The organism is Brevibacterium samyangense, from assembly GCF_039529845.1.
Classification (GTDB): domain Bacteria; phylum Actinomycetota; class Actinomycetes; order Actinomycetales; family Brevibacteriaceae; genus Brevibacterium; species Brevibacterium samyangense.
The window spans coordinates 2,061-21,567 of the sequence record NZ_BAAANO010000002.1 but is presented as its reverse complement, the minus strand read 5'-3'; the positions used below and the strand labels follow the sequence as shown (position 1 = coordinate 21,567).

The window sequence follows — 19,507 nt, the reverse complement described above, 5'->3', positions numbered from 1 at the left end:
GTCATGGCCGATGAATACGTACTCGAGGTCTCCGGCCTCGAGGTGAGCTACGACCGCCCCGTCCTGAGCGACGTGACGTTCCGGCTCGCCCCCGGGGAGCGCCTCGCGATCGTCGGCCAGTCCGGCTCCGGCAAGTCCACCACCATCGCCGCCGTCATGGGCCTGTTCGCAGGCAGCGGGCGGGTGACGCAGGGGTCCGTGAAGTACCGCGGAACGGAACTCGCCGGAGCCGACGAGGCGCTCTACCGGACCCTGCGCGGGCGGGCCATCGCCCTCGTCCCGCAGGACCCCATGTCGAACCTCAATCCGACCATGCGGGTGGGCGATCAGATCGCCGATGCGTTGCGCACCTACGGGGTCGTCCCGAAGGAGCGGATCACCGAGCGGGTCGTCGCCCTCATGACCGAGGCGGGGATCCCCGAGGCGGACCGGCGCCGCAAGCAGTTCCCGCACGAGTTCTCCGGCGGGATGCGCCAGCGCATCCTCATCGCGATCGCGCTCGCCGGGGAACCGGACCTCATCATCGCGGACGAGCCGACCTCGGCGCTCGACGTCACCGTCCAGAAGCAGATCCTCGACCACCTGCAGACGCTCGTGGAGAACCGGGGGACCTCGCTGCTCTTCATCACGCACGACCTCGGGGTCGCCGCCGACCGGACGGACACGATCCTCGTGATGGAGAACGGTGTCGTCGTCGAACGCGGCGCACCGAAGGACGTGCTCGGGAACCCGCAGCACCCGTACACGAAGGCGCTCATCGCGGCGGCGCCGAGCCTCGTGGTGAAGGAGGCCGGGCCCGAGGCGCGGGCCGGGGGTGCCGGTGGTGGCGCCTCGGGTGCGGCGAGTGTGGGCAGCGGAGGTGCCGGTTCCGGAGTGGCCGGTGGTGGCGCCGGTGCTGCTTCGCCGGAGGTCGTCCTCGAGGTGCGGAACCTCGTGAAGGAGTACCCGTTGCGCGGGCAGCGGGGTGTGCTCAGGGCCGTCGACGACGTGAGTTTCGTGGCGTTCGAGGGCCGGACGACCGCGATCATCGGAGAGTCGGGGTCCGGGAAGTCGACCGTGGCGAAGATCTGCCTGGGCCTCGAGAAGGCGACGAGCGGCACCGTGCTCATCGGTGGGCAGCCGAGCGAGGCGCGGACCCGGGCCGAACGACGACTGCTCAGGCAGTTCACCCAGCCGGTGTTCCAGGACCCCTATTCCTCGCTCAATCCGACGTGGTCGATCGACCGGATCATCCGGGAGCCCCTCGACGTGTTCGGGGTGGGGACGCGCGCCGAACGTGCGGCGCGGGTGACGGAACTCCTCGATCAGGTGGCGCTCCCGGCCTCGGTGGCCGAACGGCATCCGGGCGAACTCTCCGGTGGTCAGCGACAGCGTGTCGCGATCGCGCGGGCGCTCGCCTCGAAACCGCAGCTCCTCGTGTGCGACGAGGCGGTCTCCGCGCTCGACGTGCTCGTCCAGGACCAGATCCTCCGGCTCCTCGAGGACCTCCAGAGCGAACTCGGTGTGAGCTGCCTCTTCATCACGCACGACCTCTCCGTCGTTGCCGACTTCGCGCACGACGTCGTCGTCATGCGGAAGGGCCGCGTCGTGGAGACCGGTACCGTGCAGCAGGTGATCGAACATCCCGCGGCCGAGTACACGCAGGACCTCATCGCGGCCGTACCGGGGAAGGAACTGCTCGGTGCATGAGGCCGTGAGTGGAGTGGAGGGGCCTGTGGTGTCGGTGCCGGACGAGTCGCGGGACGGGGCGGCGGAGCCCGTCGTGTCGCTCGGTGACGTGGCGCGGCCGGGCGAGGGCGCCTCGGCGACCCTGGTGCGCCTCGTGCGCCGGGACATCCTCGCCGGGCGGTTGCCGGCGGGAACGAAGCTCGCGGAGAACGGACTGGCCCGGCGGTACGCGGTCTCGCGGATCCCCGTGCGCGAATGTCTCAAGGCGCTCGAGGCGGAGGGGCTCGTCGAGTCGAAGCCCTATGCGGGGGCGACGGTCGTCGAGCCGCCGGTCGACGACGCCGAGGACCTGTTCGCGGTGCGGATCTTCCTCGAGGGGGCGATGGCCCGGCGCGCCGCGTTGCGGGCGGCGGCGCAGTCGGAATCGGGGCAGCCGGACCCGGAATGGTGGGGGACGCGCGCCGTGATCTCGCGGATCCTCGACGACGGGGATGCACTCATCGCCTCGGGTGAGGTCGAGGGGCTCGCGGAGCTCAACTCGGACTTCCACGATGCGATCGCGGAGTTGTCGGGGTCGGTCTCGCTCGCCGGGCTGCTGCGGCAGATCGCGGGGAAGATCCGGTGGTTGTACGCGCTCAACCTCGTCAACCGCGGGATCGGGGCGTGGGGCGAGCACCGCGACATCATCGCCGCGATCGACGCCGGCCAGGCCGACCGTGCCGCGTCCCTCGTCGAGGCGCACGTGGGGAAGTCGCGGGATTCGTATTTTGAGCACGTGGGTCGAGTGGGGGAGTAGCGGGGCTTATGCCGTTCCCGTCGAAGTCGCTGATCAACAGAGCACATTGGCACGATTTCAGCCGCTGGTTTCGTGCCAAATCGCACTGCTGACGGCGCAGTTGCGCTCCTGACAGGTCAGTTGCACTCGTGCTCCGCAGCACCGCGTTTCACGTGAAACGCAACGCTGCGGAGCGCTTCACCCCTCCGTCACCCCGCACCACTCGGCGATGAACAGCGCCATGACCTTCGTCGTCGCGCGGATCGAGTCGACGTCGACGCGTTCGCCCGGCGCGTGCGCGTGCTCCGCGAGTGCGCCGAGGCAGAACGTCGGAATCCCGAGGTACTCGCCGTACTTGCGGGCGTCCGTGTACCCGGTCGCGCCCTTGTCGACGATCTCGCTGCCGGTGACGGAGCGGAACACCTCCTTGAGGAGCACTTCCTGCGGCGATCCCTCGGGGAGTTCGTAGGGGTTCGCGTAGTAACCGACACGCTCGACGGTCGCCGTCGCACCCTCGAGCCCAGGGTTCTCCTTCACCGCGAGTTCGACGCGTGCACGGATCTCCTGCCACGCGTCCTCGACCGGCATCCCGACCGGGACCGCGGTGCGCACGGCCATCTCGCACCAGTCGGGCACCGAGGAGGGCCAGTCGCCGCCGCGGATGGTCCCGACGTTGAAGTTGATGGGGTGGTCCTGTTCGGCGTAGAGCGGGTGCTCCTTCGCGCGGATGTTCCACTCGACCTCGAGCTTCCGGAAGTCGCTGATCATCGCGTAGGTGGCGTCGATCGCGTTGAAGCCCTCCTTCATGATCGAGGCGTGGGCTGCTTTCCCGGTGAGTCGCACCTTCACCCACATGAGGCCGATCTGCGCGCGATTGATCTTCCCGAAGTGGGGTTCGCCGATGAGCACCGCATCCGCGAGGTAGCCGCGGAGGATCGTCGCGAGTGCGCCGTTGCCCGTGCTCTCCTCCTCGGGAACCGACTGGATGTGGATGCGCCCGGCGGGCTTGAGCCCGGCGGCGAACACCGCGTCGTACGCATGGAGGAGGGCCACCATTCCGGCCTTCATGTCGCCGGCACCCCGGCCGTACATCCATCCGTCCTCGATGTACGCGTCGAAGGGGTCGTGCTTCCACTCCTCGAGCGCGCCGATAGGCACGACGTCGATGTGGCCGTTGAGGATGAGGCTGCGGCCGGCGGGTGCCGTGCCTGCGGTGCCGGCCGGCGCCTCGGCGGGGGTGGTCCCTGTCGCCGAGGCGCCCGGTTCGTACGTGCCGACGACGCAGTACGCCTCGGAGTAGTCCCGGTCGGTGGACCCGGCACCGGGGTGGGCGCCTAGCTCGGCCGGGTCCATGAGCCAGCGGTCCACGTCCATGCCGCGGGCGGTGAGGGCCTCCTCGATGAGGTCCTGCGCGGCCGCTTCGTGTTCACGGAGGGACGGGGTGTCGACGAGGCGCTTCGTGAACGCGAGCTGTTCGTCGAAGGCGGCGTCGACGGCGTCGAATATCGCCTGTCGTTGGGCGTCGGTGAGGGTGAGGGTCGGGGATCCGGCCGACGGGGCGGCCGGGGATTCGGTATTCGGGACGCTGCTCATGGGTTCGCTTTCGATGAAGGGACTCGGAGCGTTGAGGTCGGAGCGTGGGGAAGGCCGAGGCGCCGGGGATGGGGAGGTGGGTGGCGCCTCGGGCTCCACACTTCCCCGCGAGGAGCGCCCCTTCAAGACCCTGTGTGAAAAAGACGGGCGGTCGGTGGGGATTATTGCCGAGGCCGCGTTCGTGGGGTCCGCTTCAGGGATTCCGTAGCGGGCCGATGACGTCGTAGCGGGCGACGACGAAGTCGCCGTTGCGGTCGCACTCCTGGAGTGCGAGGTCGAAGGCACCGCCGAGCAGCGGCTTGCCCGCCCCGAGTGTCACGGGTGCGATCGACACAGCCACCTCGTGGAGCATTCCGGCCGAGGCGAACTCCGCCGCGAGACCGCCTCCGCCCATCACCCACACGTCACGGTCGCCGGCCGCGGCTTCGAACGCCTCACGATGCGCCGTGGGTGGCCCCGAGACGAGGGAGACGTACTCGTTCGCGCGTTCCAGGTCGCGGTGCGTGAAGACGAAAGTGGGCATCTCCGGCAGCCACGTGGGCTCGTGCTCGAGTACCCAGGTATAGGTCGACGCGCCCATGACCTGCGCCCCGACCTCGGTGAGGAAGGCGGTGGTGTTGCCCGGGCCGTCCTCGTCGATGTGCTGCTTGAACAGCCATGCGAGGGAGTCCGACTCGTCGGCGAGGAAGCCGTCGAGGGTGGTGGCGGTGAAGTAGCGGTAGCGGGTCATGCGGAGGCGATCCTCTCGACGGTGCGGAGGTTCCGGTTGGTCGTGGTGCTGCGGTACTTCGCCTTCGCCACGAGCTTGGCGACCGGCGTGTCCGTGCTGCGTCCCTTCGGGAGGCTCCAGTAGAGGACGCCGTCTCCGCGGGCGATCCGGTCCTCGGGGGACCCGAGCGCCTGCGCGGCGTCGAACAGTTCGTCGAGTACGGCGTCGTCGGATCCGAACAGGATGTAGGGCTGCCGCGCATCGTCGAGTTCGAACGGGTACGCCGAGGCGCGCCGGGCGATGTCCTGCTGGGGGACGAGAACGATCCACGCGTCGTAGCCGAAGCGCTCGGAGAGAGCGGTCTCGATGAGGGATTTGAGGGCCGTGGCTTCTGCGGTGGCGGGCTCGGTGTCCGCGTCGAAGACGACGTTGCCCGTCGCGAGGACGGTCTTCACCTGTCCGAAGCCCTGCTCGCGGAAGAGTGCCGCGAGGTCGGCGCTCCTGACGGCGACCCCACCGACGTTCACTCCGCGGAGGAGTGCTACCCACCGTGTCATGGGTTCATCGTCGGCGACCGGCGTCCGGTGGTCAACGGCGGAGTGCGAAGGCCACCGCCGCGAGGTCCTCGCGAGCGTCCTTCATGAGAGCCGGATGAGAAATTCCACATACCAGGCTCATAGAGTTCTGCGACATTGTCACGGGTCACCTCCTGGACACCCGGGATTCCCAGGCTTCCCGCCCTTGCTCCACACCATCCGACGCGTCGCCGCACAGCGGCGGCGTCAGGCGCTCCATCTGACATGGAATCGAGGAGTCATCATGAAGATCCGTACTGCGATCGCAGGCGCCGCAGTCGCCGCTTTCGCCCTCACACTCACACCCGCCGTCGCCCACGCCGATGACGTGGTACGAAACGGGAACTACACCCTCAGTGCCGGCCGGACCATCGACGGCGATCTCACCGTTCGCAATGGGACTGTCGTCCTTCGTGGCACGGTGAAGGGCAATGTCCGACAGACCGGCAGCGGCAACGTCATCGTCGAGAACCGTGGCTACGTCGAAGGCAATGTCGTCGAGAGCTCCGGAGGAGGCGTCACCGTGCGCGGATACGCCACTGTCGAAGGAAACGTCGAGGAATACGACACCGGGAACGCCACCGTCCAGGGCAGCGCCACTGTGGACGGGAACGTGATCGAGAAGGGCAACGGCAGCGCGCTCATCAATGCCCGGGTCAACGGGAACGTCGAAGAAGAAGGCTACGACCACATCTACCTGTACGGCAGTGCACGCGTCGACGGCAACGCCATCGAGAAGCACACGGGCAATATCTACAGGTACTCCGGCTCGCGGGTCTCGGGCGACATCGAGGAGTCCGGCGCCGGCAGGGTCATCCGCCGCTGATTCCGCCCAGGAGCCAGCGTTCCGCCGGTCCTTGCGGGGTCGACCCGAACCCGGTCGCCGAGGCGCCCTGCTCGATGACGAGCAGGGCGCCTCGGCGACGGACGTGGTGGCGAGGTCGCGACAGCGTCTGTACGAACGCCGGGGCTGCGGCTGCATAGCATTGAGCCGGTCGCGAGTCGTCGCGTCCACCAGCGACACGGCTACGAAAGGAACTCGCATGTTCGACCCCTCCCGCGTCAATGATCTCTTCTCCGGTCGTTCTCAGGCGGAGCTCCGGGAGAGGGCGACCACCGTCTCACGGGCGGTGCGCCTCGAACCGCGTGAGGACGGCCCGTGGCTTCGCTGCGCGTGGGACAACGGCGGAGGTGACGCCGCTGTCTGGTTCTTCCACGAGGACGGAAGGAGACTCGTGCTTCTCGTCGACCATGACTCGCCGATGAACCTGTACTCCGCCGGCGACGGTGACGCTCAGTTGGATCTCTACCGTGGCCTGCCCGAGGACATGCGGGCTCTCGTGGTCGGCACGGATGACGACGACCCCCTCCTTGCGATGCCCGTCGGAGACACACTCGTCACGTTCGCCACCGGGGTCTTCTGGTCCGACGGTGAGGAGTGGTTCGCCTCCGATGGACTCGCGGATCGTCTGCGCGGGGACGACCCGCTGTCGCTGCGCGACACCGGGACGTCGGTGTGCCTCTATCCCTTTGACTTGTACTCGTACTACGCACCGGGCGAGTTCGAGCCCGAGATCGTGTAACGCCCGTTCCTCACGGGGACCGTCTGAACTCTTGTGGTCCTCGGCCATCGTCACCGGCGCATTGCGCGCTGGTCGCGGAGGTAAGCGGCTGGGCTCCGGCCGATGGCGGCGGTGAACTCGCGGATCAGATGGGACTGGTCGGCATAGCCGAGTTCCGCTGCGACTGCGGACCAGTCGACCTCGGCACCGTCGCGGGCGAGTTCGGCCGCATCGAGGAGCCGGTACCGCCGGATCACCCAGGTCGGGCTCACGCCGGCGAAGGAGGCGAACTGTCTCTGCAGCGTCCGAGGCGTCACGCCGGCGATCGTAGCGAGTTCGTCCACACGTCGGACCGACCGGTCGTGTTCGGCGATGTCCGCGATCCGTGAGACCTCCCGTGCAATCGGGACCCGTCTCGGATCGGCGCGCTCGAGGGCCCGCCCGAGTGCATCCACGAGGACGGAACAGCATGTGGAGAGCATCACGCTTCTGCTCTGCGCGCCGCTTCCCACCTCTGCTCGTATTTCGGCGATTCGGTGGGGCAGCGATTCGACTTCGATGCCGAGGACCTCGTGGATCGGCACGACACGATCGTTGAGGTCCCCGACCCGATCGACCCACGCACCGAAGCCACCGGTGGTGGTCTTGGCGGCGAGGTTCCACCCGGTGCCGGACAGGAATCGCGACTGTACCTTCGTCGTCACTCCATTGACGACGGCGCGCAGAGGATGGGGTCCCGGGACGTCGACGTCCGGAGGCGGTGCAACACCGACGCTGATGTTCACCGCGGGACGTGAGACGACCCTCTGCCGGTGGAAAAGAGGCGCCCTCTCCGGTGGCGAGGTGGCTTCCCCGTCCGGGAGCCGCGGTTGCTCGGCCGGCTCCGAGGCGAACGACCACTCCACCGACCAGCAGAAGTCGAGCAGACCGTCGAACTCGGCGGGCGCAGCGAATCGCCGGAAGTCGACATGCCGTCGCATCTCGGCCGGTGAGAGGATCCCGCGGGTGTCGTCGAAGGCGGACACGTTCACCAAGGTAGTGGAACGGTGGGGCTCCGACCACGGTCCGTACATGTCGCGAATCTTCAATCGTGACCGGGTTCCGCTTCCCTAACGTGAAGCCATGGATACGAACCCAGCCCCGCATCAGTCAGTCCGACAGCAGTCCGAGGCATCGACGATCACCGCGCACCGGCTCGACGCCGTACTCGGAGATCTGGCCGACCTCCTCGAGACGATCCCCGGTTCCGCCGACACCGATCCGACTCCGTGCACCGAGTACGACACCGCCACGCTCCGGCGTCACGTCGTCGGGTGGCTCACCGCCTTCGCCGATGGTTTCTCGTCCCCGAACGGACGGTGTTCGGACTTCGATGTCGTCACGGTCGAGGGCACCGGCGCCGAGCAGGTCAGGACGGCTGCCGGCCGCCTCACGAATGTCCTCCCCGAGGCGGCGACCCGCCCGTTGTTCATCGGAGAGGCGTCCCTGCCCGGTGACATGGCCCTGTCGATGATCCTCTGGGAGTACCAGATGCACGGTTGGGACCTCGCGGTGGCCACGGGCCGACCGTGGGCACCGGCCGAGGACGGTCTTCTTGCCTCGCTCGACTTCGCCCCTGCCATGCTCACCCCGGACTTCCAGGGCCCCGGTAGGCCTTTCGCTCCCGCAGTCGACGTACCTGCGGACTCGCCGGTCCTCGATCGACTCCTCGGTCTCTCCGGACGTGATCCGCACTGGACTCCTTGAGTGTTGTTCCAAGGCGCGAGCCCGGTCGGCAGTAACGTGAGGTGCATCACTCTGATTTCACCTGCCGAGCTCGCGCCTCATTGTCGAGGCGCACGAAAGGAATCCCCTCATGTCGATCGTCATCCACGTCGAGTACACGCCCAAGGAGGGCAAGAAGGACGAGCTCCTCGCCGCACTCACCGCCGTCGCACCGCAGGTCCACGCGGAGGAGGGCTGCGAGAAGTACGCCTTCCACAGCACGAAGGACAAGGTCGTCCTCATCGAGTCGTGGGCGTCGAAAGAGGCGCTCGCCGCGCACGCCGCCGGTGACGCGATCAAAGCCGCGAAGGAGGCCGGCACCCCCTTCCTCGAGGGCGAGGCGGTCCTCACCATGCTCCGTCCGGCTCCCTCGGGGGATCCTGCGAAGGGGCAACTCGTCTGATATGTGAGGGGTGTCGCGCAGCCACGTCGGACGTCGTCCGGACCGTGGCTGCGGACACTGCCTAGGATGTGGGCCGTGTCGATCGTGGCCGGACGGGTGTTCCTCATCGTGACCGCAATCGTCACGATCGTCTGTGCAGTCCTCGGTTTCTGCGGCTTCGGTGCAGGATGGGACGGATCCGCCACGATCCTCGCGATCGGAGTCGTCGGAGCGCTGTTCCTCGGGTCGGCATTGGTCGTCCTCCCGATCTTCGCCGAGTCGCACGTCGACCGTGATCGAGTCGTGCTGCGGTACGTGCTCCGGCCGCGGCGGGTCGTGCGGCGTGCGGATATCGACGAGATCCTCGTGCTCACGGGAGTGCGCATCCCCGGCGGTGCGGGCACGCGTGTCCTGCTCCGTGCCGGAGGCAACCCGGTGGCCGTCTTCACGCCGCTCCGGGAGAGATTTGCGGTCGAGGAGTTGCGGGTCTCGGGTATAGAGCCCCGCGTTGACCCCGACCCCCTGACTCCCGGTCGGGCCCGGCGGGGAGACGGCAACGGATTTGCCGAGGGCGATCGAAAGAATTGCCGATTCGCGAAACGGCAATCGAATCGGTCGTTCTGGTCGAAACCGTTGGCGAAGCCCGCCACTGCCCGCCGCTGCCCGTCGGCCACTGCCCGGTGACCCGCACCCCCATGTCCGAAATATCGGAGGGATAGGGTGACGCTCACAGTACTGAGCACTTCTCGCACCCCAGGAGATCCCCATGGCAGCAACCGTGACCTCGATGCTCAACGCCATCAAGGACATCGGCCGCGAACCGGCGTCCGGCGGCTACTACCGCCCCATCTGGAGCGACGCCGAACTCACCCTCCGCGAATGGTTCACCGGTGAGGCGCAGGCCCGCGGCCTCGACGTCCACACCGACCAGAACGGCATCATGTGGGCCTGGGCCGGCACGCCCGGACCGAACGCCCTCGTCACGGGCTCGCACCTCGACTCCGTGCCCGGCGGCGGCAACTTCGACGGACCGCTCGGGGTCGCCTCGGCGCTCGCCGCCTACGACGTCATGAAGGAACGCGGAGTCGACTTCACGGCACCGGGTGCCCGCCCCTTCGTCATCGCCGTGTTCCCGGAGGAGGAGGGCTCGCGCTTCGGCCAGGCCTGCCTGGGATCCAAGCTCATCAACGGCACCGCCGACATCGCCGCCACCATGAACCTCAAGGACCTCGACGGCATCACCTTCGCCGAGGCCGCGAAGGCCAACGGCTACGACCCCACCCGCTTCGGGCGTGACGAGGAGATGATCGGCCTCATGGGCTCCTTCATCGAGCTCCACGTCGAACAGGGCCGGGGCCTCATCGACCTCGGGCAGCCCGTCGCGCTCGCCGAATCGATCATCGCCTCGGGCCGCTGGACCATGCGCGTCGAGGGTGAGGGCAACCACGCCGGTGCCACCCCGCTCTCCCTCCGCCGCGACCCCATGGTTGCTGCCGCCTCCGTCGTCCGGGCTGTCCGTGATGCGGCCGCCGCCACGGACGGCGGCGTCGCCACCGTCGGCCGCCTCCTCGCGCACCCCGGTGGCGTCAACGTCATCCCCAGCCACGTCGACATGACCCTCGACTGCCGGCACCCTGAGAAGGACGTCGTCGACGGCATCATCGAGGCGATCCGTGCTGCCGGAGAAGCCGCCGCCGCCGAGGAGGGCTGCACCTTCACCCTCGAGGGCTCCGGCAAGCCCACGCTCTACTTTGACTCCGACCTCACCTCTCGCATGCAGGCCGTCCTTCCCGAGGCGCCCGTCCTGCCGTCCGGTGCCGGCCACGATGCCGGCATTCTCGCCAAGGACCTCCCGACTGGCATGCTCTTCGTCCGCAACCCCTCCGGGATCTCCCACTCCCCGGAGGAGTACGCCGAGGACGCGGATGCGGACTTCGGTGCCATCGCGCTCGCCGACGTGCTCACTGCGGAGCTCACGGTGAAGTGACCGACGCGGCGCAATGACCGGCGCCCTGCAGTGACCGGCGCCCTGCAGCGACCGTCACCTCGAGCCGACAACTCGCCCTGCTCGAAGAACCTCCTCGAGGGCCTAGTGAATCGATGTTCACTAGGCCCTTGACTTGTGCCCGGAACGGGTGGACCGTAGTGAACGGCGAATCACTAAGCGGAGGTGCAAAGGAGCACTTTTGCCGCAGCCCACCCGAACGAGGTCACGCATGCACGTCCTGCAGAGCACGCTCGATCCGAGTTCCGACCAGGCGCAGAAGAATCGCGCCGGCCATGAGGAACTCCTCACCGAACTCCGCGCCGAGGAGGCGAAGGCGAACGCCGGAGGGGGTGACAAGTACGTCGCCCGCCACCGGAAGCGCGGCAAACTCCTCGCCCGCGAACGCGTCGAACTCCTCCTCGACCGCGACTCCCCGTTCCTCGAGTTCGGCTCCGTCTACGCCTGGGGCACCGAATACCTCGTGGGCGCGGGAGTCATCACCGGCGCCGGCGTGGTGAATGGCGTCGAGTGCGTCATCACCGCCCACGACCCGACGGTCAAGGGCGGCACCATGAACCCGTACACGTGGCAGAAGGTGCTGCGGGCCATGAAGATCGCCGAGGAGAACCGCCTCCCGGTCATCAACCTCGTCGAGTCCGGCGGTGCCGACCTGCGCAAACAGGTCGAGCTCTTCATCCCCGCCGGCCGCCTCTTCCACGATCTCAGCGCCCTGTCCGCGAAGGGCATCCCGACGATCTCCCTCGTGTTCGGCAACTCGACCGCCGGCGGCGCCTACGTCCCCGGCATGTCCGACTACAACGTCTTCGTCCAGAACGGCGCGAAGGTGTTCCTCGGCGGCCCGCCCCTCGTGAAGATGGCGACCGGCGAGATCGCGGACGACGAGAGCCTCGGCGGCGGCGACATGCACGCGCGGAAGACGGGCCTGGCCGACTACCTCGCCCGCGACGAACTCGAGGCGATCTCCCTCGGCCGCGACATCGTCGAACACCTCCACTGGGAAAAGAAGGGCCCCGGCCCCACCGAACTCGGACCCACCGGTCTCGCCGAACCCCCGCTGTACGACGAGGACGAACTCCTCGACATCGCCTCGGTCGACCTCAAGGTCCCCTTCGATCCGCGCGAGGTGCTCGCCCGTGTGCTCGACGGTTCCCGGTTCGAGGAGCACAAGCCGCTCTACGGCACCGCGCTCGTCACCGGCTGGGGTTCCATCCACGGGTACCCGATCGGCGTGATCGCGAACGCCCGCGGCGTCCTCTTCAACGAGGAGGCCCGCAAGGGAGCCGAGTTCATCCTCAAGTGCAACCAGTCGGACATCCCGATCCTCTTCCTGCAGAACACGACCGGGTTCATGGTCGGCACCGAGTACGAGCAGGCCGGCATCGTCAAGGACGGCTCGAAACTCGTGAACGCCGTGACGAACAGCAAGGTCCCGCACATCACCCTCAACATCGGTGCGTCCTACGGCGCCGGCAACTACGGCATGTCCGGTCGTTCCTACGACCCCCGCTTCCTCTTCTCCTGGCCGAGCTCGAAGACCGCGATCATGGGCCCCGAACAGCTCGCTGGCGTCCTCTCGATCGTCGCGAAGGCCTCCGCGGAAGGAGCGGGCCGTCCCTTCGACGAGGAGGCGGACGCCCGGCAACGCGCGGAGACCGAGGCCCGCGTCGAGGCCGAACAGCGCGCGCTCACCATGAGCGGTCAGGGCTTCGACGACGGGATCATCGACCCCCGGGACACCCGATCCGTCCTCGGCATCGCCCTGTCCCTCATCCATTCCAACGACATCGCCGGCACCCGTGGCTACGGCGTCTTCAGGATGTGAGGCGCACATGACTACTTCCACCACCAGCCCGAACACCATCAGCCCGAACCCCACCGACACCACGGCACCGCGTTCCACCACCCCGATCCGCAAGATCCTCGTGGCCAACCGCGGAGAGATCGCCCGCCGTGTCTTCCGCACCTGCCGCGACCTCGGCATCGCGACCGTCGCGGTGTACTCGGACGACGACGCGCAGTCCCTCTTCGTCCTCGAGGCCGACGAGTCCGTGCCCCTCGGTGGGTCGACCCCCGCGGAGTCCTACCTGGGGGGCGACCTCGTCATCGAGGCGGCCCTCCGCACCGGTGCCGATGCGATCCACCCGGGTTACGGATTCCTCTCCGAGAACCCCGACTTCGCCCGCGCCTGCGCCGAGGCCGGCATCGCGTTCATCGGCCCCGGGGTCCGCGCGATCGAACTCATGGGGTCGAAACTCGCCGCCCGCGAACTCATGGAGAACGCCGGCGTCCCGGTCCTCCCCGGCAAGGACCTCACGGGGGTCCCCGAGGCGGACATCCCGGGCATCGCCGACGCCATCGGCTGGCCCGTCCTCGTGAAGGCGAGCCACGGCGGAGGCGGCCGCGGCATGCGCGTCGTCCGCGACCCGGACGAACTCCTCGAGGCGATCGCCTCCGCCCGCCGTGAGGCCGGTGCCGCGTTCGGCAACGACACCGTGTTCCTCGAGCACTACGTCGATGACCCCCGGCACGTCGAGATCCAGATCTTCGGCGACACCCACGGCACGGTCGTCCACCTCAACGAACGCGAGTGCTCGATCCAGCGCCGCCACCAGAAGATTCTCGAGGAGTCCCCCTCGGTCGCGCTCGATGCGGACCTCCGCGCCCGGATGGGCGAGGCCGCGGTCCTCGCCGGAGCCGCCCTCGACTACGTGGGCGCCGGCACCGTCGAGTTCCTCCTCGGCCCGGACGGCCGGTTCTTCTTCCTCGAGGTGAACACGCGCCTCCAGGTGGAGCACCCGGTGACGGAACTCGTCACCGGACTCGACCTCGTGCGCCTCCAGGTCGAGGTCGCGGAGGGCGCGCCCCTGCCCGCCGCCCTCGCCTCGGGAGCGCCGCTGCGCGGCCATGCGGTCGAAGCGCGCCTCTACGCCGAGGACCCCGCCAACGGATTCCTCCCGCAGGCGGGCACCCTCCACACCTTCGAGATCCCGGGCCTCCCGGGCATCCGCGTCGACACCGGCGTCGCCGCCGGGGACCTCATCTCCCCGCACTACGACCCGATGATCGCCAAGGTCATCGCCTCCGGCGAGAACCGCGCCGAGGCGACCGCGCGCCTCGCGCAGGCCCTGCGCCGCAGCCGCATCCACGGCATCGCGACGAACCGCGCCCTCCTCGTCGCGATCCTCGAGGAGGAGGCGTACGGGCGCGGCGAGATCAGCACCCACTACCTCGAGCAACACACGCCCGAGGCGCTCCTCGGCTCCGTGCCCGAGGAGCGGATCCGACTCGCGGCCCTCACGGCGGCGCTCGCCGCCGCGCACGCGTCCCGCGCGCAGGCGCGCGCCCTCGCGACGATCCCGAGCGGTTTCCGCAGCAACCCGTCCCTGCCGCAGAGCCGGTCGTACGCCACCGCGGACGGCCGGGAGATCGAGGTCGAGTACTCCTTCGGCCGGTCCCCGCTGTTCCGGGTCGACGGCGAACCCGTCGACGCCCGGCTCCTCGCGGTCACGGACGTCGCCGGGAACGAGGCCGTTGTCGACCTCCTCGTCGACGGGGTGCGCCGCCGCATCCGCACGACCGTCCGCCCGGCAACACAGACCCTCAAGCCGGAACCGGGACGCGTCGTCGTGGACCTGCCCGAGGAATCGGTCCTCCTCACGGAGGTCCCGCGGTTCCCCGATCCGAGTGCCCACGTCCGCGCCGGATCCCTCACCGCACCCATGCCCGGCACCGTCGTCCGCGTCGAGACCGAGATCGGGGCGCAGGTGACGAAGGGCGACGTCCTCCTCGTCATGGAGGCGATGAAGATGGAACACGCGATCCGGGCGAGCGCCGACGGCACCGTCGTCGACCTCCCCGTGTCCGTGGGCACCGCGGTCGACAACGGGCAGCTGCTCATCGTCGTCGAGGACCCGGCCGACGCCGCGGCAGAAGGACAGGAGACCGCGTCATGACCGAACTCCTCACCTTCGAGGGCGTCGTCACCTACGAGAACCGCGGTCCCGCCGCGTGGATCACGATCGAACGCCCCGAGGCCCGCAACGCCCTCAATCACGCGGTCCGCGAGGGACTCCGCGCCGCCTACGAGCACGCGGCCGCGGACGACACCGCGAAGGTCGTCGTCCTCACCGGTTCGGGGGAGAAGGCGTTCTGCGCCGGCGGTGACCTCAAGGAGATGTCCGACACCGCGCTGAAGGTCCCGGCCCCCGACTGGATCCCGCAACCGGGCCGCACGATGGACCTCGGCAAACCGCTCATCGCCGCGGTGAACGGCGTCGCGCTCGCCGGCGGGTTCCTTCTCGCCCAGTGCGCGGACCTCGTCGTCGCCGCCGACCACGCGACCTTCGGCATCACCGAGGCGCGGGTCGGCCGAGGCGCCCCGTGGGCGGCACCCCTGCCCTGGCTCGTGCCCCCGCGGATCGCACTCGAGTTCCTCCTCACCGCCGCACCCCTGCCAGCCGAACGGTGCCGGGAGGTGGGCCTCGTCAACCACGTCGTCCCCGCCTCGGACCTCGTGAGTCACGTCCAGGACCTCGCGGAGACGATCGCCCGCAACGCACCGCTGTCCGTCGCCGCCGGCAAACGGATGGTCTACGAGATGGCCTCGCACCCGCGGGAACGCGCCTTCGAGGTCGCCGAGGAGATATGGGAACCCGTCTACCTGAGCGACGACGCCCAGGAAGGACCCCTGTCCTTCAAGGAGAAACGTGCACCGCGCTGGAGCGGACGCTGAACCGGAGGAACCATGACCACCACACCCGACCCCACAAGACCCATCCGCATCGCCAATTGCTCCGGCTTCTACGGCGATCGCCTCTCCGCCGCCCGCGAGATGGTGGACGGCGGACCCATTGACGTCCTCACCGGGGACTATCTCGCCGAACTCACGATGCTCATCCTCTGGAAGTCCCGGAACAAGGGGAAGGGCGGCGGCTGGGCCTCGACGTTCCTCACGCAGATGGAGGACGTGCTCGGCACCTGCATCGACAAGGGCATCAAGGTCGTCTCCAACGCCGGCGGACTCGACCCGGCCGGGCTGGCGGCCCGGATCCAGGAGATCTCGGACCGCCTCGGCCTGGGGGCGAAGGTCGCCCACGTCGAGGGCGACGACCTCATCCCGCGTCTGCCCGCGCTGCGCGAGCAGGGTGTCCCGTTCACCCACATGGACACCGGGAAGCCGCTCTCGTCCTCGGCCACGGACCCGATCACCGCGAACGCGTACCTCGGCGGTTTCGGGGTCGCGGCCGGCCTGGCCGCCGGCGCCGATGTCGTCATCACCCCGCGCATCACCGACGCCTCGCTCGTCACCGGTCCCGCCGCATGGTGGCACGGCTGGACGCCCGAGGACCTCGATGCGCTCGCCGGTTCCGTCGCTGCCGGGCACGTCATCGAGTGCGGCGCACAGGCCTGCGGCGGCAACTACTCGTGGTGGCAGGACCTCCCGGACGACCGGTACCCGGGCTTCCCGATCGCGGAGATCGAGGCCGACGGCAGCAGTGTCATCACGAAGCACCCGGGCACCGGCGGCGTCGTCAACATCGGCACGGTCACCGCCCAGCTCCTCTACGAGACGGCGACACCCGAGTACGGCAACCCCGACGTCGTCGCCCACTTCGACACCCTGCAGCTCACGCAGGAGGGCCCCGACCGGGTCCGGCTCTCCGGCACCCGTGGTACACCCCCGCCGCCCACGCTCAAGGTCGCGATGAACCTCGACGGCGGGTTCATGAACACCGCGACGATGCTCGTCACCGGCCTCGACATCGAGGAGAAGGCCCGCCGCGCGGAGACCATGCTGTTCGCCGAACTCGGCGGCCGGGAGCAGTTCCAGGAGGTCGACGTCCGCCTCGACCGCACCGACCGCGAGGACGCACCCGACCAGGTGCTCGCCACCGCCCGCCTCACCGTCACCGTGAAGGACCGGGACAGGGCGAAGGTCGGCCGCCGGTTCTCGAGCGCCGTCACCGCGCTCATGCTCGGCGGGTACGCGGGCTTCTACACGGCGAACCCGCCCGCCGACGCCCGCAACTACGGCGTCTACTGGCCCACCCTCGTCGACGCCTCCGCGGTCGAGCACCGCGTCGTCCTCCCCGACGGCACCGTGCAGGTCATCGACCACCCGGCGCGCACCGGGTCGTTCCCGGTCGATCCTGCGGATCGGACCTGGGAGGTGCCGGGGGCCGCCGAGGTGACACGCGCCTCGGCGGGTGCCGCCAGCTCGGGAGGCGCGGGCTCCGCAGAGGCCGGGGGCGCCTCGGCCGGTTCAGGCGCCACGGCCGGTGTCTTCGCAGGTGAGGAGACCCGCAGGGTCCCGCTCGGCACGATCTGCGCGGCACGCTCCGGCGACAAGGGCGGTAACGGGAACATCGGCCTCTACACACGCACCCCGCGCGAGTACGCGTGGCTCGCGGAGGCGATCACGGCGGAGCGGTTCCAGGAGCTCATGCCGGAGGCCGCACCCCTCGTCGTCGACCGCTACGAACTGCCGAACCTCAACGCGCTCAATTTCGTCGTCCGCGGTGTGCTGGGCGAGGGCGTCGCCTCCTCGACCCGGCAGGACCCGCAGGCGAAGGCGATCGGCGAATACATCCGCTCCCGGTACGTCGACGTACCGGTGTCGCTGCTCGACTGACCCACACCCACCCTCTCCCGAACGGATGAGAACCCATGGATTTCACGACTCCCGAAGAACACCTCGCGCTCCGTGAGGCCGTCCGCAACATCTGCTCCGAGTTCGGCCAGGACTACTACGTCGAACGCGCGGAGAAGCGCGAACCCACCGAGGAGGTGTGGGAGGCACTCGGCACGTACGGCTTCATCGGCATCAACATCCCGGAGGAGTACGGCGGGGGCGGTGCCGGGATGGAGGAACTCGCCCTCGTGTGCGAGGAGTCCGCAGCCGCCGGGACCCCGCTCCTCCTCACCCTCGTGTCCTCCGCGATCTCCGGTGAGGTGCTGAGCGCATACGGCACCGAGGAGCAGAAGCAGCGGTGGCTGCCACCCATGGCGGCCGGCACCGACAAGGTCGTCTTCGCGATCACGGAACCGGACGCCGGCTCGAACTCGCACAAGATCTCGACGACCGCCCGCCGCGACGGCGACGACTGGGTCCTCACCGGGACGAAGCACTTCATCTCCGGCACGGACGTCGCCGGGGCGCTCCTCGTCGTCACCCGCACCGGCGTCGACGAGGCAACGGGCAAGGCGCAGCTGTCGCTCTTCCTCGTCGACACGGACGCCGTCGGTCTCGAGAAGACGCCGTTGCCGATCTCCATCGGCCTGCCCGAGTGGCAGTACATCCTCCACTTCGACAACGTCCGGGTCCCCGCGAGTGCGCTCGTCGGTTCCGAGGGCGACGGGCTCAAGCAGGTGTTCCACGGCCTCAACCCCGAGCGCATCACGGGTGCGGCGATCTGTGTGGGTATCGGCCGGTTCGCCCTCGACAAGGCGTCCCGTTACGGCAATGAGCGCAATGTGTGGGGCCAGCCGATCGGCGCGCACCAGGGCGTCGCGCACCCGCTCGCCGCCGCGAAGGTCGAGATCGAACTCGCCGCCCTCATGACGCAGAAGGCCGCGAGCCTCCACAGTGCCGGTCAGCCCGCGGGCGAGGCCTCGAACATGGCGAAGTACGCCGCGGCGGAGGCCGCGCTCCATGCGATCGACGCCACCATCCAGATGCACGGCGGCAACGGCCTCGCGACCGAGTTCGGTCTCATGCCCTACTGGGGCCTCGCCCGCCTCCTGCGGATCGCCCCCATCAACCGGGAGATGATCCTCAACTACGTCGCCCAGCACTCGCTCGGGCTGCCCCGTTCGTACTGAACCGTTCGTACTGATCCGACCCGAAGAACACCCATCACTGGAGGAACAATGGCGTTCGGTCCCAGGACCACACCCGGGAGCACCTCCGCCGACCGCCCCGCCACCGGCAAGGGCCCGGCTCCCACATTCACCGACGACCTCGTTTCCAATCTCATCCACCGCATCAACGTCGGCGACAGCCTCACCCGCACCGCCGACCGCTTCCCCGACCACCCGGCGATCGTCGACGGTGACCGCAGCCTCACGTACCGGCAGTTCAACGACGAGGTGAGCGCCTTCGCCCACGCGCTCCTCGGGCGGGGCTACACCCGGGGCGATGCGCTCGCCATCGGCACCGAGAACTGCGCGGAGTTCCTCGTCCTCTACTACGCGTGCGCGAAGATCGGCGTCGTCGCGGTGCCGCTCAACCTCGGCTGGCGCAGCCACGAGATCGTCCACGTCCTCACCCACTCCGAGTCCCGCGGCATCGTCTTCGAGGCGAAGCTCGCCGGCCTCTTCGTCCCGCCGCTCGCGGACTGTCCCGCGGTCACCGACGTCGTCGTGATCTCCGGTCCGCAGTCCGGGGACGCCGAGGCGGCCCTCGCCTCCCAGCCGGTGCCCACCGACCGCCAGGTGCTGGGGTTCGCAGAGCTCGTGGCGAGCGGAGCCGG

General features: G+C 69.0%; 17 protein-coding genes and 1 pseudogene. 14 read left to right on the top strand and 4 right to left on the bottom strand.

Annotated elements, in window-relative coordinates:
* Positions 1-3: 3 nt before the first annotated feature.
* The gene (locus ABD172_RS00380; protein WP_344305911.1) at positions 4-1,689 is read left to right on the top strand and encodes a dipeptide ABC transporter ATP-binding protein; all 1,686 of its coding nucleotides are present in this window, start codon (positions 4-6) and stop codon (positions 1,687-1,689) included.
* Positions 1,690-1,714: 25 nt separating this feature from the next.
* Positions 1,715-2,464, top strand: coding sequence for a GntR family transcriptional regulator (locus tag ABD172_RS00375; protein WP_344305910.1), 750 nt, complete (start codon positions 1,715-1,717; stop codon positions 2,462-2,464).
* Positions 2,465-2,641: 177 nt separating this feature from the next.
* Here the strand turns inward: ABD172_RS00375 and ABD172_RS00370 are convergent, their stop codons facing one another.
* The 3 genes from ABD172_RS00370 to ABD172_RS00360 all read right to left on the bottom strand — a co-directional run bounded on the left by ABD172_RS00370 (position 2,642) and on the right by ABD172_RS00360 (position 5,302).
* Positions 2,642-4,036 carry an ArgE/DapE family deacylase gene (locus tag ABD172_RS00370; protein ID WP_344305909.1) on the bottom strand — a complete coding sequence of 465 codons (1,395 nt, stop codon included), beginning with the start codon at positions 4,034-4,036 and terminating at the stop codon, positions 2,642-2,644.
* 193 nt (positions 4,037-4,229) lie between these two features.
* A complete protein-coding gene (locus ABD172_RS00365; RefSeq protein WP_344305908.1) occupies positions 4,230-4,766 on the bottom strand; it encodes a dihydrofolate reductase family protein in 537 nt (178 codons plus the stop codon).
* A complete protein-coding gene (locus ABD172_RS00360; RefSeq protein ID WP_344305907.1) occupies positions 4,763-5,302 on the bottom strand; it encodes a DUF1697 domain-containing protein in 540 nt (179 codons plus the stop codon). The genes ABD172_RS00365 and ABD172_RS00360 overlap by 4 nt, the downstream gene beginning before the upstream one ends.
* A gap of 262 nt (positions 5,303-5,564) precedes the next feature.
* On the opposite strand from ABD172_RS00360, the gene ABD172_RS00355 reads away from it, so the two are divergent.
* Entirely contained in the window at positions 5,565-6,146 is a 582-nt protein-coding gene (locus ABD172_RS00355) for a bactofilin family protein (protein ID WP_344305906.1), read from the top strand.
* A gap of 217 nt (positions 6,147-6,363) precedes the next feature.
* Positions 6,364-6,903, top strand: coding sequence for a hypothetical protein (locus ABD172_RS00350; protein WP_344305905.1), 540 nt, complete (start codon positions 6,364-6,366; stop codon positions 6,901-6,903).
* 50 nt (positions 6,904-6,953) lie between these two features.
* Here ABD172_RS00350 and ABD172_RS00345 read toward each other — a convergent pair whose 3' ends face one another.
* Positions 6,954-7,907, bottom strand: a complete 954-nt coding sequence (locus ABD172_RS00345; protein ID WP_344305904.1) for a helix-turn-helix domain-containing protein — start codon at positions 7,905-7,907, stop codon at positions 6,954-6,956.
* A 97-nt stretch (positions 7,908-8,004) separates the two neighbouring features.
* Here ABD172_RS00345 and ABD172_RS00340 point away from each other — a divergent pair, with 97 nt between their 5' ends.
* From ABD172_RS00340 to ABD172_RS15275, 10 genes and pseudogenes are all read left to right on the top strand, one after another.
* The gene (locus ABD172_RS00340) at positions 8,005-8,628 is read left to right on the top strand and encodes a TIGR03086 family metal-binding protein (protein WP_344305903.1); all 624 of its coding nucleotides are present in this window, start codon (positions 8,005-8,007) and stop codon (positions 8,626-8,628) included.
* Between the two features lie 109 nt (positions 8,629-8,737).
* Positions 8,738-9,049, top strand: coding sequence for a putative quinol monooxygenase (locus ABD172_RS00335; protein WP_344305902.1), 312 nt, complete (start codon positions 8,738-8,740; stop codon positions 9,047-9,049).
* Between the two features lie 75 nt (positions 9,050-9,124).
* Positions 9,125-9,712, top strand: a complete 588-nt coding sequence (locus tag ABD172_RS00330; RefSeq protein ID WP_344305900.1) for a hypothetical protein — start codon at positions 9,125-9,127, stop codon at positions 9,710-9,712.
* Positions 9,713-9,794: 82 nt separating this feature from the next.
* Positions 9,795-11,015 (top strand): allantoate amidohydrolase, encoded by a 1,221-nt coding sequence (locus ABD172_RS00325; protein ID WP_344305899.1) that lies wholly within the window; start codon positions 9,795-9,797, stop codon positions 11,013-11,015.
* Between the two features lie 229 nt (positions 11,016-11,244).
* Positions 11,245-12,858, top strand: coding sequence for an acyl-CoA carboxylase subunit beta (locus ABD172_RS00320; protein WP_344305898.1), 1,614 nt, complete (start codon positions 11,245-11,247; stop codon positions 12,856-12,858).
* 7 nt (positions 12,859-12,865) lie between these two features.
* Positions 12,866-14,989 (top strand): ATP-binding protein, encoded by a 2,124-nt coding sequence (locus ABD172_RS00315; RefSeq protein ID WP_344305896.1) that lies wholly within the window; start codon positions 12,866-12,868, stop codon positions 14,987-14,989.
* The gene (locus ABD172_RS00310; protein WP_344305894.1) at positions 14,986-15,768 is read left to right on the top strand and encodes an enoyl-CoA hydratase/isomerase family protein; all 783 of its coding nucleotides are present in this window, start codon (positions 14,986-14,988) and stop codon (positions 15,766-15,768) included. The genes ABD172_RS00315 and ABD172_RS00310 overlap by 4 nt, the downstream gene beginning before the upstream one ends.
* Positions 15,769-15,780: 12 nt before the next feature.
* Entirely contained in the window at positions 15,781-17,667 is a 1,887-nt protein-coding gene (locus tag ABD172_RS00305; protein WP_344305893.1) for an acyclic terpene utilization AtuA family protein, read from the top strand.
* A 35-nt stretch (positions 17,668-17,702) separates the two neighbouring features.
* A complete protein-coding gene (locus tag ABD172_RS00300) occupies positions 17,703-18,857 on the top strand; it encodes an acyl-CoA dehydrogenase family protein (RefSeq protein WP_344305892.1) in 1,155 nt (384 codons plus the stop codon).
* A 48-nt stretch (positions 18,858-18,905) separates the two neighbouring features.
* Positions 18,906-19,507, top strand: a pseudogene (locus tag ABD172_RS15275) (AMP-binding protein); the annotation flags it as partial.

Coding starts and splice junctions, on each gene's coding strand:
- ABD172_RS00355 (WP_344305906.1), top strand. CDS start 5,565: ATGAAGATCCGTACTGCGATCGCAGGCGCCGCAGTCGCCGCTTTCGCC.
- ABD172_RS00300 (WP_344305892.1), top strand. CDS start 17,703: ATGGATTTCACGACTCCCGAAGAACACCTCGCGCTCCGTGAGGCCGTC.
- ABD172_RS00320 (WP_344305898.1), top strand. CDS start 11,245: ATGCACGTCCTGCAGAGCACGCTCGATCCGAGTTCCGACCAGGCGCAG.
- ABD172_RS00335 (WP_344305902.1), top strand. CDS start 8,738: ATGTCGATCGTCATCCACGTCGAGTACACGCCCAAGGAGGGCAAGAAG.
- ABD172_RS00325 (WP_344305899.1), top strand. CDS start 9,795: ATGGCAGCAACCGTGACCTCGATGCTCAACGCCATCAAGGACATCGGC.
- ABD172_RS00305 (WP_344305893.1), top strand. CDS start 15,781: ATGACCACCACACCCGACCCCACAAGACCCATCCGCATCGCCAATTGC.
- ABD172_RS00350 (WP_344305905.1), top strand. CDS start 6,364: ATGTTCGACCCCTCCCGCGTCAATGATCTCTTCTCCGGTCGTTCTCAG.
- ABD172_RS00360 (WP_344305907.1), bottom strand. CDS start 5,302: ATGACACGGTGGGTAGCACTCCTCCGCGGAGTGAACGTCGGTGGGGTC.
- ABD172_RS00380 (WP_344305911.1), top strand. CDS start 4: ATGGCCGATGAATACGTACTCGAGGTCTCCGGCCTCGAGGTGAGCTAC.
- ABD172_RS00340 (WP_344305903.1), top strand. CDS start 8,005: ATGGATACGAACCCAGCCCCGCATCAGTCAGTCCGACAGCAGTCCGAG.
- ABD172_RS00315 (WP_344305896.1), top strand. CDS start 12,866: ATGACTACTTCCACCACCAGCCCGAACACCATCAGCCCGAACCCCACC.
- ABD172_RS00370 (WP_344305909.1), bottom strand. CDS start 4,036: ATGAGCAGCGTCCCGAATACCGAATCCCCGGCCGCCCCGTCGGCCGGA.
- ABD172_RS00310 (WP_344305894.1), top strand. CDS start 14,986: ATGACCGAACTCCTCACCTTCGAGGGCGTCGTCACCTACGAGAACCGC.
- ABD172_RS00365 (WP_344305908.1), bottom strand. CDS start 4,766: ATGACCCGCTACCGCTACTTCACCGCCACCACCCTCGACGGCTTCCTC.